At 63.0% G+C, this 12,119-nt stretch carries 13 protein-coding genes and 1 pseudogene; 10 read left to right on the top strand and 4 right to left on the bottom strand.

Features of this window, described 5'->3' with window-relative positions; translation table 11 throughout:
- From EN955_RS35170 to EN955_RS30495, 4 genes and pseudogenes are all read left to right on the top strand, one after another.
- Window positions 1-118, top strand: a pseudogene (locus EN955_RS35170) (IS630 family transposase); the annotation flags it as partial.
- Window positions 119-234: 116 nt separating this feature from the next.
- Window positions 235-828 (top strand): biotin transporter BioY, encoded by a 594-nt coding sequence (locus EN955_RS30485; RefSeq protein WP_024502642.1) that lies wholly within the window; start codon window positions 235-237, stop codon window positions 826-828.
- On the top strand, window positions 825-1,268 hold the full coding sequence (locus tag EN955_RS30490; protein ID WP_024502643.1) for a DUF1284 domain-containing protein: 444 nt from the start codon (window positions 825-827) through the stop codon (window positions 1,266-1,268). The genes EN955_RS30485 and EN955_RS30490 overlap by 4 nt, the downstream gene beginning before the upstream one ends.
- 257 nt (window positions 1,269-1,525) lie before the next feature.
- Complete coding sequence (locus EN955_RS30495) at window positions 1,526-3,301, top strand: tetratricopeptide repeat protein (protein WP_013532826.1); 1,776 nt, start codon at window positions 1,526-1,528, stop codon at window positions 3,299-3,301.
- Window positions 3,302-3,382: 81 nt separating this feature from the next.
- Here the strand turns inward: EN955_RS30495 and EN955_RS30500 are convergent, their stop codons facing one another.
- Window positions 3,383-3,844, bottom strand: coding sequence for a GNAT family N-acetyltransferase (locus tag EN955_RS30500; RefSeq protein ID WP_024502644.1), 462 nt, complete (start codon window positions 3,842-3,844; stop codon window positions 3,383-3,385).
- A gap of 218 nt (window positions 3,845-4,062) precedes the next feature.
- On the opposite strand from EN955_RS30500, the gene EN955_RS30505 reads away from it, so the two are divergent.
- Window positions 4,063-4,983, top strand: coding sequence for a glycine--tRNA ligase subunit alpha (locus tag EN955_RS30505; protein WP_196815393.1), 921 nt, complete (start codon window positions 4,063-4,065; stop codon window positions 4,981-4,983).
- Window positions 4,984-4,986: 3 nt separating this feature from the next.
- Here EN955_RS30505 and EN955_RS34945 read toward each other — a convergent pair whose 3' ends face one another.
- The gene (locus EN955_RS34945) at window positions 4,987-5,163 is read right to left on the bottom strand and encodes a hypothetical protein (RefSeq protein ID WP_164755492.1); all 177 of its coding nucleotides are present in this window, start codon (window positions 5,161-5,163) and stop codon (window positions 4,987-4,989) included.
- 226 nt (window positions 5,164-5,389) lie between these two features.
- Between EN955_RS34945 and glyS the strand changes: the two genes are divergently transcribed.
- On the top strand, window positions 5,390-7,510 hold the full coding sequence (glyS, locus tag EN955_RS30515) for a glycine--tRNA ligase subunit beta (protein ID WP_024502646.1): 2,121 nt from the start codon (window positions 5,390-5,392) through the stop codon (window positions 7,508-7,510).
- A 109-nt stretch (window positions 7,511-7,619) separates the two neighbouring features.
- On the top strand, window positions 7,620-7,907 hold the full coding sequence (locus EN955_RS30520; protein WP_024502647.1) for a hypothetical protein: 288 nt from the start codon (window positions 7,620-7,622) through the stop codon (window positions 7,905-7,907).
- 105 nt (window positions 7,908-8,012) lie between these two features.
- On the opposite strand, the gene EN955_RS30525 is transcribed toward EN955_RS30520, so the two are convergent.
- Window positions 8,013-8,366 (bottom strand): hypothetical protein, encoded by a 354-nt coding sequence (locus EN955_RS30525; protein ID WP_245265313.1) that lies wholly within the window; start codon window positions 8,364-8,366, stop codon window positions 8,013-8,015.
- A 170-nt stretch (window positions 8,367-8,536) separates the two neighbouring features.
- The gene (locus EN955_RS30530) at window positions 8,537-9,022 is read right to left on the bottom strand and encodes a hypothetical protein (protein ID WP_024502649.1); all 486 of its coding nucleotides are present in this window, start codon (window positions 9,020-9,022) and stop codon (window positions 8,537-8,539) included.
- 192 nt (window positions 9,023-9,214) lie between these two features.
- Between EN955_RS30530 and EN955_RS30535 the strand changes: the two genes are divergently transcribed.
- The 3 genes from EN955_RS30535 to EN955_RS30545 form a co-directional block, all read left to right on the top strand.
- A complete protein-coding gene (locus EN955_RS30535; RefSeq protein WP_024502650.1) occupies window positions 9,215-10,189 on the top strand; it encodes an L-threonylcarbamoyladenylate synthase in 975 nt (324 codons plus the stop codon).
- Window positions 10,190-10,197: 8 nt separating this feature from the next.
- A complete protein-coding gene (locus EN955_RS30540) occupies window positions 10,198-11,628 on the top strand; it encodes an FAD-binding oxidoreductase (RefSeq protein ID WP_024502651.1) in 1,431 nt (476 codons plus the stop codon).
- 186 nt (window positions 11,629-11,814) lie between these two features.
- Window positions 11,815-12,119: DUF6101 family protein (locus tag EN955_RS30545; RefSeq protein WP_245492847.1), on the top strand; the 305-nt coding region annotated here is incomplete at its 3' end.

Consider the following 12,119-nt stretch of genomic DNA (forward strand, 5'->3'; position numbering starts at 1 on the left):
TCAGAAACGCACCGTCGAGGACACGTGGCGCCACATCGGCCACCTCGTCGAAACCATCGAGGCAGCCGAATGCAAAAACTACTTCGCAAAAGCCGGGTACGCTTCCGTCAAAACGTGAAACGCTCTAGACGGCCTCTGCCAAGCCAGGGCTTGCAATCTCCAGGGAAGTGTGGATTCGATAATAGATCGAAAACAGAAATTATCTATAATTTGCAATCGATCGAAGGAATCCAAATGACAGACGTCGCATTCTCGTCCAGCAGGCCGTCGTTCAGTCCGCTCCGGCTTCAGGATCGTTCCCTTGCCTGGCAGGTCGGAGCCGTCGTGCTCGGCACCCTGTTCCTGACGCTGTCATCCTACGTCGAAGTGCCGATGGTGCCGGTCCCGGTGACGATGCAGACCTTCGCCGTGACATTGGTCGGCGCGCTCTATGGCTGGCGGCTTGGCGCGCTCACCATCGCCGCCTGGTTGGTCGAGGGCGCTGTAGGCTTTCCCGTTCTGTCCGGAGGGGCAGCGGGTGCGGCGCATTTCGTCGGGCCGACGGCTGGCTATCTCTTCGCCTTCCCGCTTGTCGGCGCCCTCGTCGGCTGGCTGGCCGAACGCGGCTGGAACGGCAACAGAGTGGTGCTGGCATTTGTCGCCATGCTGCTTGGCAATCTTGCCTGCCTCGTGCTGGGCACAGCATGGCTTGCCGTCATGATTGGAGCCGAACAGGCCGTTACCTTCGGCTTCCTGCCGTTCATCGTCGGCGGCTTGCTCAAGTCGGCGCTGGGTGCCGCGACCCTCATGGCGCTTCGCGGCGGCAAGGCCAAGCCGGTCAATCCGTGACGATCAGGCTGCGCGCCCACCACCTCCTTTGCCTGCTCACCTATGTGGGCAAGGGATACAGCCCCGCCTTCACCGCCAATTATGATCGCGTAGCGGAGCGCCTGAGCCGGGGCGAGGACATCCTCCTCGTTTCCGGCCCGGACGATGTCTGCGCCCCGTTGCTTGATGAGCTGGAACCGCACTGCCTCAACGAGAGTGTCGTCGAGCGGGACCGGCTCGCCACGCAGGATGTGGGCGAGTTGCTGGCGCGGCCAATCCGCGTCGGCGCCCGTCTTGATCTCGATGCTGCGATGCTGGGCCGGATGCGGCAGGCCTTTTCGGCTGGCCGTGTACGCAAGGCCTGCGGCGGCTGCGAATGGAACGAACTGTGCAGCACGATAGCGGCCGGCGGCTACGGCGACACGCTGGTGCAGCGGTCTGCCTCGCCAGGCGAGGGCTGATATTGGCCCGACCCTTCGCGGTCGAAGCGGAGCCTCAGCGGTCGAATCTGTGATATATTCGGCGCCGCGTAGGGCCATGGCCGAAATCCCAAGAGCGGAAACTGGTGCCTGTCGCCATGATTTGTTAATCGGGTGCCCGGATTGTGAATTCGAGGCGGATTGAAGCGCGACCCCAAAAAGGCCATGCTTTGCCTGGAAAGATCGAGTCTACGCCGATCCCGCTGACGCGGAGATGGCGCCTGGCTGAAAGGGATACGATGCGGCAAGGACGTGCGCGCTGGCTGACAAGGCTGGCAATTGTGACAGGCATGGCGATCTCGGCTTTGCCGGCCTATGCCAAGCAAACCACCGAACCGGTCAAGATCACGTCGTTTTCGGGCGCCTATCTGGCAGCCCGGATCGCCGAAGGCGATAACGACCTCGACAGCGCCATCGCCTACTACAAGCAAGCATTGGCCTTCGATCCGAGCGACACCGGCCTGCAGCAGAGCCTGATGCTGTCGCTGATCGCGCAAGGGCGCTTCGACGAATCCCTGGTCTATGCCGACAAGCTCAAGGAAGTGCCTGACGTCGAGCGTTTCTCGCGACTGGCACTCGCCGTCGATTCCTTCCACAAGAAGGATTTCACCAAGGCGCAGTACTGGCTCAAGCTGTCGCTGGAATCCGATCTCGACCGGCTGATCTCCGGGGTGATGTCCGGCTGGGCGCAGCAAGGCGCCGGCGAGCCTGCCGATGCGATGGCGTCCATCGACAAGCTGCAGGGGCCGGATTGGTTCGGCCTGTTCAAGTCGTTCCACCGCGCCCTGATCGCTGATGCATCCGGCATGCCCGAAAAGGCCGAGGCCATCTATGCCGCGACCATGCAGGATACCGCCGCCGGTGGTGCCGCTCCCGAAACCTGGATGCGCAATGCCCAGGCCTACGCCTCGTTCCTGGCCCGCAAGGGCGACAAGACCAAGGCGCTGTCGGTGCTCGACCAGGCCGAGGCGTTTTCGCCTGGCAAGCTGGAAATCGTCGCCTTGCGCGACCGAATTGCAAAAGGCGACAAGATTGCGCCCCTGGTGGCCGGCCCATCCGATGGCGCCTCCGAAATCCTGCTCGACCTCGCCACCGCGCTCAACCGTGGCGGCGGCGAGCCGTTCGTGCGCCTCTATCTGCAATATGCGCTTGCTTTGAAGCCTGACAGCGACGCTGCCCTTGTGCAACTCGCTGCCGTGTCCGAGCAATTGAAGGACGGCGAAGGCGCCATCGCGCTCTATCGCCGGATTCCCGCCGGTTCGCCGCTGAAGGAGCTTTCGGACCTGCAACTCGGCCTCAACCTTGCCGATCTCGACCGTCACGAAGAAGCGATCACTCATCTGAAGGCTTTCGTCGACGCCCATCCCAATGACATGCGCGCCTATCTGGCGCTCGGTGGCGTCTATTCCTCGAAGGAGGATTTCCGTTCGGCCGCCACACTCTACGACAAGGCTGTCGAGGCGCTGAAGACGCCGACCGCAGCCAACTGGAACATCTTCTACCAGCGCGGCATCGCCTATGAGCGCCTGAAGGAATGGCCCAAGGCCGAGCCGAACTTCCGCAAGGCGCTGGAACTGTTCCCCGACCAGCCGCAGGTGCTGAATTATCTCGGCTATTCCTGGGTCGACATGAACATGAATCTCAAGGAAGGGCTGGCGATGATTCAGAAGGCCGTCGACCTCAGGCCGAGCGACGGTTACATCGTCGATTCGCTGGGTTGGGCCTATTTCCGCCTCGGCAGGTTCGATGACGCGGTGCGCGAAATGGAACGCGCCGTGTCGCTGAAGCCGGAAGATCCGGTTCTCAACGACCACCTGGGCGATGCGTACTGGCGCGTCGGCCGCAAGCTGGAAGCCACCTTCCAGTGGAACCAGGCTCGCGACCTGAAGCCGGATCCCGATGTGCTGGCCAACTTGCAGCAGAAGCTGATGAAGGGCCTGCCGCCGATCGAATCCAACACGGCGCAGGAGACCCCGAAGGTCAAGCCGGAGCCGGTGCCCGCCCCGAAGGGATGAAGTCAGCCATTTGAATTCAACGCAAACGGGGCTCTTTTCAGGGTCCCGTTTTCGTTTGAACCGCGTATTCGGCTGGCTGCCTCAGAAGAGCTTGCGATAGACGACAAAGCCGGAGTGTTCGGCGACCTTGTCGTAAAGCTTCATTGCCGTGTGATTGGTCTCATGCGTCAGCCAGTATACCCGGCCTGAGCCGGCCGCCTGGGCACGCTCGTAGACGCCCTCGATCAGCGCCCGTCCGATGCCTTTGCCACGCGATGCCTGCGTGGTGAAAAGGTCCTGCAGATAGCAATTGGGCGCGATCGCCGTGGTGCTGCGATGGAAGAGATAATGCACGAGGCCGAGAAGCCGTCCCTCGCTTTCGGCCACCAGCGCGTGGACCGGCTCATAGGCATCGAAGAAACGCGACCATGTCATCTGGGTAATCTCACCCGGCAGGGCCGTTTCGCCCGAGCGGCCATAAAATGCATTGTAGCCGTCCCACAGCGGCAGCCATTGCTCGAAATCCTGTCGCGCAACGGGGCGGATGACGATCGGGCTGGGCATGGCTGGAACCTGTTGTCGTTGCTGCACAGGCGAACAGAGCGCAGGCCCGAGAGATGGGCAATGGGCCAGCCCCTGCAAAGCTTTCAACATTGTCCATAATGTCGGCGCGACCGCATCGTCGTGCTTTGCTTGACGCTTCGCCGCCGTGTCTCTAGGACGTGCCGGCAAGCTAGCCTGTGCTGTCGAGGCCACCCGTGACAATTGAAATCCCCGCCCATATGCATCCCAGCCGCTCGTTCCAGGGGCTGATCCTGACCTTGCACAACTATTGGGCGGCCTACGGCTGCGTCATCCTGCAACCCTACGACATGGAAGTCGGCGCCGGCACCTTTCATCCGGCAACGACGCTGCGCGCGCTCGGCCCAAAACGCTGGAACGCTGCCTATGTCCAGCCCTCGCGCCGCCCCAAGGACGGGCGTTATGGCGAGAACCCGAACCGGCTGCAGCATTATTACCAGTACCAGGTGATCCTGAAGCCGAACCCGCCCAACTTGCAGGAACTCTATCTCGGCTCGCTGGCAGCGATCGGCGTCGATCCGCTGCTGCACGACATCCGCTTCGTCGAGGACGATTGGGAAAGCCCGACGCTGGGCGCCTGGGGTCTCGGCTGGGAATGCTGGTGCGACGGCATGGAAGTCTCGCAGTTCACCTACTTCCAGCAGGTCTGCGGCATCGAATGCGCGCCGGTGGCCGGCGAACTCACCTACGGGCTGGAGCGGCTGGCCATGTATGTGCAGGGCGTCGACAATGTCTACGAGCTCAATTTCAACGGCCGGGAAGGCGCCGACAAGGTCACCTATGGCGATGTCTTCCTGCAGGCCGAGCAGGAATATTCGCGCCACAATTTCGAACACGCCAACACGGCGATGCTTCTGCGCCACTTCGAGGACGCCGAGACCGAATGCAAGGCGCTGCTCGATGCCGGCGCGCCGGCATCGAACGACAATCTGCCGATGCACCGCATGGTTTTCCCGGCCTATGATCAGTGCATCAAGGCCAGCCATGTCTTCAACCTGCTTGACGCGCGCGGCGTGATTTCGGTCACCGAACGGCAGAGCTACATCCTGCGGGTGCGCAATCTGGCGAAGGCCTGCGGTGAGGCGTTTTTGAAGACGCAGGCGGGTGGCCTGGCGGCCTGAGTCTCAGGCCCGCTTCATCATCTCGAAGGAAGCTTTGATCGGCAATATGTTCTGGCTGCTGGCACCGTCGATTGTGCGCAATGCCTGTCGAACGCCCGGCATCGAGAAGGCACCGTGAGCCTGCGCGGTGAAGCAGGCGCCGAGTGCGAGGATCTGCAGAAGTCTGGATGCCGTTTTCATGGTCGTTGAGCCAAATGTTCCCTGCCTGAGCGTGGGTCGCTTCAGCGCTGCGTTCGGTTCATGGAAATCTTTGATCCAAGGACGGGTGGCGCGGTCTCGTCCCGACAGGATGGCCAAAATTTCTGGAAACGGGCGCAAATCGGCGATCCCCGTGCGGAAAGGGTGACAGCGGCCAGCCGAGTTGCTATGCCCCCGCCCGGACCATTTTGCCGCGTGAGCCCCATCCATGCCTGACCTGCTTCTAGAACTCCGCTCGGAAGAGATTCCCGCCCGCATGCAGCGCAAGGCGGCTGGCGATCTCAGGAAGATGCTGACCGACAGCCTGGTCGAGGCGGGGCTGACCTATGAGGCGGCGCGCGAGTACTGGACGCCGCGGCGGCTGACCCTCGACATCAGGGGTCTCACCGCGCGCTCGAAGGATATAAACGAAGAGATCAAGGGGCCTTCGACATCGGCGCCCGAACAGGCGGTCCAGGGCTTCCTGCGCAAGGCCGGACTTTCCTCGATCGCCGAGGCGCATGTCCATTCCGATCCGAAGAAGGGCGATTTTTATGTCGCCCACATTTCGAAGCCGGGCAGGGCGGCCGAACAGATCATCGCGGACCTGGTGCCTGATATCATCCGCAATTTCCCGTGGCCGAAATCGATGCGCTGGGGGCCGGCCTCGGCCAAGCCCGGTTCATTGCGCTGGGTGCGCCCGCTGCAATCGATCCTGTGCACCTTCGGCCCGGAGACCGAGGAGCCTGTCGTGGTCGATTTCGAGATCGACGGCATCCGCTCCGGCAACATCACCTATGGCCACCGTTTTCATGCGCCTGATGCGATCATGGTGCGCCGCTTCGACGACTATGTTTCCAAACTGGAAGCGGCCAAGGTCGTGCTCGATGCCGATCGTCGCAAGGAGATCATCCTTGCCGATGCCCGCAATCTCGCCTTCGCCAACGGGCTCGACCTGGTCGAGGACGAAGGGCTGCTGGAGGAGGTGTCCGGGCTGGTCGAATGGCCTGTCGTGCTGATGGGCGAGTTCGAGGAGGCATTCCTCGCCATTCCAGCCGAGGTGATACGACTGACCATCCGCGCCAACCAGAAGTGCTTTGTGACGCGGCCGCAGGGTGTCGACGACGCGCTTTCCAATCGCTTCATTCTAACCGCCAACATCGAAGCCAAGGATGGCGGCAAGGAGATCGCCCACGGCAACGGCAAGGTGGTGCGCGCCCGCCTGTCCGACGCGCTTTATTTCTGGACGACCGACCAGGGCGATTTGCCTGACCTGGCTGAGCTCGAGGCATCGGCGGAAAAATTCGGGCTTGATCTCAAGAAGCCGCTCGACCAGCGCATGGCCCGCCTCGACCATCTCGGCGTGACTTTCCACGCCAAGCTCGGCACGCAGGGCGAACGGGTGGAGCGGATCAAGCGATTGGCGGAAGAACTGGCTCCGATCGTCGGCGCCGATCCCGCACTCGCGCGCCGCGCTGCCGTCTTGGCCAAGGCAGATCTCACCACTGAAGTCGTCGGCGAGTTCCCGGAACTGCAGGGCGCCATGGGCCGCAAATATGCGCTGCTTCAGGGCGAGCACGCATCGGTCGCCGCTGCAGCGGAGGAACACTACAAGCCGCAAGGCCCGTCCGATCGCGTATCGAGCGATCCGGTTTCGATCACCGTGGCGCTTGCCGATAAGCTCGATACGCTGGTCGGTTTCTGGGCAATCGACGAAAAGCCGACTGGGTCGAAGGATCCCTATGCGCTGCGTAGAGCGGCGCTGGGTGTGGTTAGAATATTGGTCGAGAATGATATTCGACTGGCGCTGGCATCCATCGTCGGGAAAGCGTCTGACCTTCTGTCCTTCTTCCACGACCGCCTGAAAGTCTACCTCCGCGATCAGGGCGCCCGGCACGATCTCATCGATGCCGTCATCACGCCGCAGTCCGACGACCTCTTGCAGATCGTCCGCCGCGTCGAGGCGCTCGGCTCCTTCCTCGACACCGAGGACGGCAAGAACCTGCTCGCCGGCACCAAGCGCGCTGCCAACATTCTGGCTGCCGAGGAGAAAAAGAAAACGGCGGTCGCCGAAACCGTTGAGCCGGCGCTGTTTCGCGCGGATACCGAGAAATCGCTGTTTGCGGCGGTGAACCAGGCTGAGAAGCAAGCCGGCGAAGCGATTCAAAACGATGATTTTTCCGGCGCCTTGCTGGCGCTTAGCGTGTTGCGCGAGCCGGTTGATTCATTCTTTGAGCATGTTCTTGTAAACGATGAGGATCAGGCGGTGCGTGCCAACCGCCTGGCGCTGCTCGCCCGCATCCGCGCGGCCACCGGTCAGGTCGCGGATTTCTCCAGGATCGCAGGTTAAGGCGAAGAAAATATTCTCTGCTACCGGCCGTTCGAGCCGGCTTACAGTCATATGGCGATGATCTCTCCGTGGCAAAAGGGACATGTTCCCCAACCCCACGGAGGCTTCCATGAATTCCGATCACGAAATCGAAGTGACAGAAGAAACTCCCGCCGAGGCGCTTGAATCCGCTTCCGAAACCATTCTCGATCATGCCGCCGCCGCAGCGATCGAAGCCGCTGACCTGTCTGATGACGACGAAGACGGCGACGATGAAGAAGGCGAAGAGTCCACCGAAGCTGCCACGCTCTCGGATGACGACGAAGATGAAGACGAGGACGAAGACGACGCCGAGGACAGCGTGAAGGCTGAAGGCGACGAGTCCGAAGACGACGACGACAAGGAAGAAGCGGCCTGATCTTTTCGGCCGCCGAGTCTATCGATGGCAAGGCGGCGCCGAGGCGCCGCCTTTTCCTATCAGCCGTCCCCGAAGCCGACTGTCAGCCGCCCCGGCGACGGCCCGTCAGTTCTCGAGAATGCTGACGCGCACGCTGTTTTCGTAGACGTCGACCTGGATCAGCGGTTCGCCATTGACGATGGCGCGCTTGGTCGAGGAACTCATCGCGCCGCCGCGTTCCAGCATGCGCTGCAGGTCGGCGCGCTGGTCGTTGGTCCTGAACCAGCCATCAGCCTCGTCGTCGCTGTCACGGCGGTGGAACTTGTGCCAGTTGGCGCGGTCCTGCCGCACCATCTGCGCGGCATTGTCCAGCGCATAGCCGTCACTCGCCTGATGGTCGCGATCGGAAATGCGCGCGACATAGGATCCCAGCATGTCGTCGGCATGAGCCGCGACGACGCCAAGCAGTGACGCCAGCAATAAGCCTGCTCCGGTTACGATTCCAGATTTTCTCATGGACCCCCTTTACCCCTAGTGATGAAATCCCGTCTGCCAGAAATGCCTGGAACGGGGACTGCCTGGCAATGGTGCGCCGGGCGCCAGATCGCCGTCAAGTCACGCCATCGATGTCGGCTGTCTTTGAGCCGAGGCTACTTGGTGTAGCCGTTGGGAGGCATGCGCTGCCCTGCTGCCGGGGCCGGAGCGCTCGGCGGGGCGGGTTTGTTCTCGGCGTTCCCTGAGGGGGCAGCGGAAGCGGTGGCCGTTGCCGGCGCGGTGCCAGCGGCCGGCGCGGCACCGGTCGCTGGTGCAGCGGTTGGCGCGGGTGCCGGGAAATCGGGACCGGTAACGCCGCCACGGATGACCATCGGGCCTGGCTGGAAGCCGTGTCCGGTCGCGGGCTTGTCCGGGATCGCCGCTACCTTTTCATCGGTGACGTCGGGCGGCGCTTCCCCTACTGCCATCACCGACCGCGCATCGCTGGTGTTGACCGCATCGACGGTTCCAGGCTGGTTGGGAGCGCCGATCCTGACGATCGATGGTGTGGAGGATGGCGTGCCTGGAAAAACCAGGGATGATGCCTGGGCTTCGCCGGCCGCAACAGCAAGAATGATACCCAGCAGGATACGCGCAGACACCGATATCGCTCCCCTTTGCCCAGAAGCTGTTCGATAGCAGGCCGGAATTGATGCCGGCTTTCGCGGAAACATAGCATTTTAGGGATTGATAAATCGCCAATGCTCCTGCTCGCCAACAAACGGTTACCCAACAGCCGACTTGCCCAATGGCCGCCATCGTACTACGCACCCCGCATCTGTGAGGTGACGAGAGTGGCTGAAATACTTGGCTCGGGCGAGGCGCTGGAGCGGGCGCTGGCGCTGCTCAGGGAGGGCGATGTCGTCGCCATCCCGACGGAAACCGTCTACGGGCTGGCCGGCGACGCGACCAACGGCATCGGCGTCGCGCGCATCTTCGAAGCCAAGGGGCGGCCGCGCTTCAACCCGCTGATCGCCCATGTCGCCGACATGGCGATGGCCGAGCGCCTCGCGCTGTTCGATCCGCTGTCGAAGAAACTCGCGCGCGCGTTCTGGCCCGGTCCGCTGACGCTGGTGCTGCCGCAACGGCCCGGCAACGGCATCCATCCGCTGGTCACCGCCGGGCTCGATACAATCGCCTTGCGCATGCCGAGGGGCTTTGGCGGCGATCTGATCGCCAGGCTCGGCCGCCCGCTTGCCGCGCCCAGCGCCAATTCATCCGGCAGGATCAGCGCAACGACCGCGCAAGCGGTGGCAGCCGATCTCGGTGCGCGGATAAAGCTGGTGGTCGATGGCGGCGCGACCCCGGTCGGGCTGGAATCGACGATTCTCAAGGCCGAGGGGGAAAGAATGCGGCTGCTGAGGCCCGGCGGCATCGCCGCCGAGGAGATCGAGGCGGCCATCGGCATGGAATTGTTGCGCGGCGGCACCGCCAGTATCGAGGCGCCGGGCATGCTTGCCTCGCACTATGCGCCAAGTGCCGCGATGCGGCTCAATGCCGGCACGGTCGGCGAGGGCGAGGCTTTGCTCGGCTTCGGCGGCCAGAGGGCACAAGGCTGGCACCGCGCCGAAGCCTTCCTCAATTTGTCCGAAACCGGTGACCTGCGCGAAGCGGCGAGCAATCTGTTCGCCTATATGCAGGCACTCGACCGCAGCGGCGCGCGCACCATCGCCGTCGAGCCTATTCCCTGTGACGGGCTCGGCGAAGCGATCAACGATCGGCTGTCGCGTGCAGCCGCCCCTCGTGACATCACGCAACCCGCAACATAGTTTCCCCTATGATCGAAATCACAGAGACACTCGATCCCGCCCTCATAGATCGCTTCGCTGCGATCGTCGGCGACAAATATGCGCTGCGTGATCAGCAGGACATCGCGCCCTACCTCATTGAGCGACGTGGGCTCTGGCACGGCGCGACATCGCTGGTGCTGCGGCCGGGCAGCGTCGAGGAGGTCAGCCGGATCATGCGGCTGGCGACCGAGACGGGATCGCCGATCGTGCCGCAAAGCGGCAACACCGGGCTGGTCGGCGCGCAGGTGCCGGACAGGTCCGGGCGCGAAATCGTCCTGTCGCTGTCGCGCCTTAACCGTATCCGCGAGATCGATGTCCTGTCCAACACGGTGACGGTCGAGGCCGGTGTCATCCTGCAGACGCTGCAGGAGGCAGCCGACGCCGCCGACCGGCTGTTCCCGCTGTCGCTGGCCGCGCAAGGCTCCTGCCAGATCGGGGGCAATCTTTCCTCCAATGCCGGCGGCACCGGCGTGCTTGCCTACGGCAATGCGCGTGAACTTTGCCTCGGTGTCGAGGTGGTGCTGCCGACCGGCGAGGTGTTCGACGACCTGCGCAAGCTGAAGAAGGACAACACCGGCTACGATCTAAAAAACCTGTTCGTCGGCGCCGAAGGCACGCTCGGCGTCATCACCGCCGCCGTGCTGAAGCTGTTCCCGAAGCCGAAGGGGCGCGAAGTCGCCTTCGTCGGCCTGTCGTCGCCCGAGGCGGCACTTTCGCTGTTCGGCCTGGCCATGGACCGTGCCGGGGCAGCACTCACCGCTTTCGAACTGATCGGCAGGCGGCCATATGATTTCACCCTGGCGCATGCCCAGGGTGTGGTGCGGCCGCTGATCGAGGACTGGCCGTGGTACGTGCTGATGCAGATTTCATCAGGCCGTTCGTCGGAAGATTCGAGAGCGTTGATCGAGGATGTGCTGTCGGCTGGCCTCGAACAGGAATTCGTCGGCGACGCCGTCATTGCCGCGAGTCTCGCGCAGGGCGATGCCTTCTGGAATTTCCGTGAGTTGCTGCCCGAGGCGCAGAAACCGGAGGGCGCCTCGATCAAGCACGACATTTCGGTGCCTATTGCCTCGATCCCGCGTTTCATCGAAGAAGCCGCCGGCGCGGTGGCGTCGGTGAGCGCCGGCGCGCGCGTGGTCTGCTTCGGCCATATGGGCGACGGCAATCTCCACTACAACATTTCCCGGCCCGTCGACGGCGACGATGAGGCGTTCCTCGCTCTCTATCACCCCATGAACAAGGCGGTGCACGATGTGGTGCGCAGCCTGCACGGTTCGATCTCGGCCGAGCATGGCATCGGCCAGTTGAAGCGCGACGAACTGATCGCCACCGCGCCGCCGATGGCGATCGATCTGATGCGAAGGGTGAAGACCGCTTTCGACCCGGCCGGCATCATGAATCCGGGTAAGGTTATCTGATCCTTTCGACATCTTGTGGCTGGTGGGATTCCGATAACCATCCCTGAGATCAGCAAAATTTAACCGACTTTCTTAAGCGGGGCGGTAAGGAGCCCGCGCTACTGTCTCCATACAAACGAGGCTGGAAAAACCGGCCCGGAGAGAACCGGACACCGGCTCTCAGGAGACAGACAGGAAGGCCACTCTATGAACACCGGACTGAAGCCAGTCTGGGCGGGACGCAACATGCGTCTCGACCCATTCCGCCTGCCGCAAGTGGTGAGCTACGCGACTCGCGACGACTACGGCGATGTAACCTTCACCATCGACCAGCGCGGCGCCGTGATCCGCCGCTTGCTCGAGATGAGCGGCCTGCCCGCGATCATCGTTCTGCCCTCCAATGCGTTCCGCGGCGTTGCCGCCCGCGCCATGGAGGATCCAGACGGCAATGTCACGGTGACCCTGGAACTCCTGCACAACGACCCGATGCTGTCGGTGCCGCTGCTGGTGGC

The sequence above is a fragment of the Mesorhizobium sp. M7A.F.Ca.CA.001.04.2.1 genome (assembly GCF_003998485.1).
Classification (GTDB): domain Bacteria; phylum Pseudomonadota; class Alphaproteobacteria; order Rhizobiales; family Rhizobiaceae; genus Mesorhizobium; species Mesorhizobium ciceri.

Excerpts from the sequence above, each read along its gene's own strand:
- EN955_RS30485 (WP_024502642.1), top strand. The coding sequence starts at position 235 with ATGACAGACGTCGCATTCTCGTCCAGCAGGCCGTCGTTCAGTCCGCTC.
- EN955_RS30495 (WP_013532826.1), top strand. The coding sequence starts at position 1,526 with ATGCGGCAAGGACGTGCGCGCTGGCTGACAAGGCTGGCAATTGTGACA.
- EN955_RS30500 (WP_024502644.1), bottom strand. The coding sequence starts at position 3,844 with ATGCCCAGCCCGATCGTCATCCGCCCCGTTGCGCGACAGGATTTCGAG.
- EN955_RS30505 (WP_196815393.1), top strand. The coding sequence starts at position 4,063 with ATGCATCCCAGCCGCTCGTTCCAGGGGCTGATCCTGACCTTGCACAAC.
- EN955_RS34945 (WP_164755492.1), bottom strand. The coding sequence starts at position 5,163 with ATGAAAACGGCATCCAGACTTCTGCAGATCCTCGCACTCGGCGCCTGC.
- glyS (WP_024502646.1), top strand. The coding sequence starts at position 5,390 with ATGCCTGACCTGCTTCTAGAACTCCGCTCGGAAGAGATTCCCGCCCGC.
- EN955_RS30520 (WP_024502647.1), top strand. The coding sequence starts at position 7,620 with ATGAATTCCGATCACGAAATCGAAGTGACAGAAGAAACTCCCGCCGAG.
- EN955_RS30540 (WP_024502651.1), top strand. The coding sequence starts at position 10,198 with ATGATCGAAATCACAGAGACACTCGATCCCGCCCTCATAGATCGCTTC.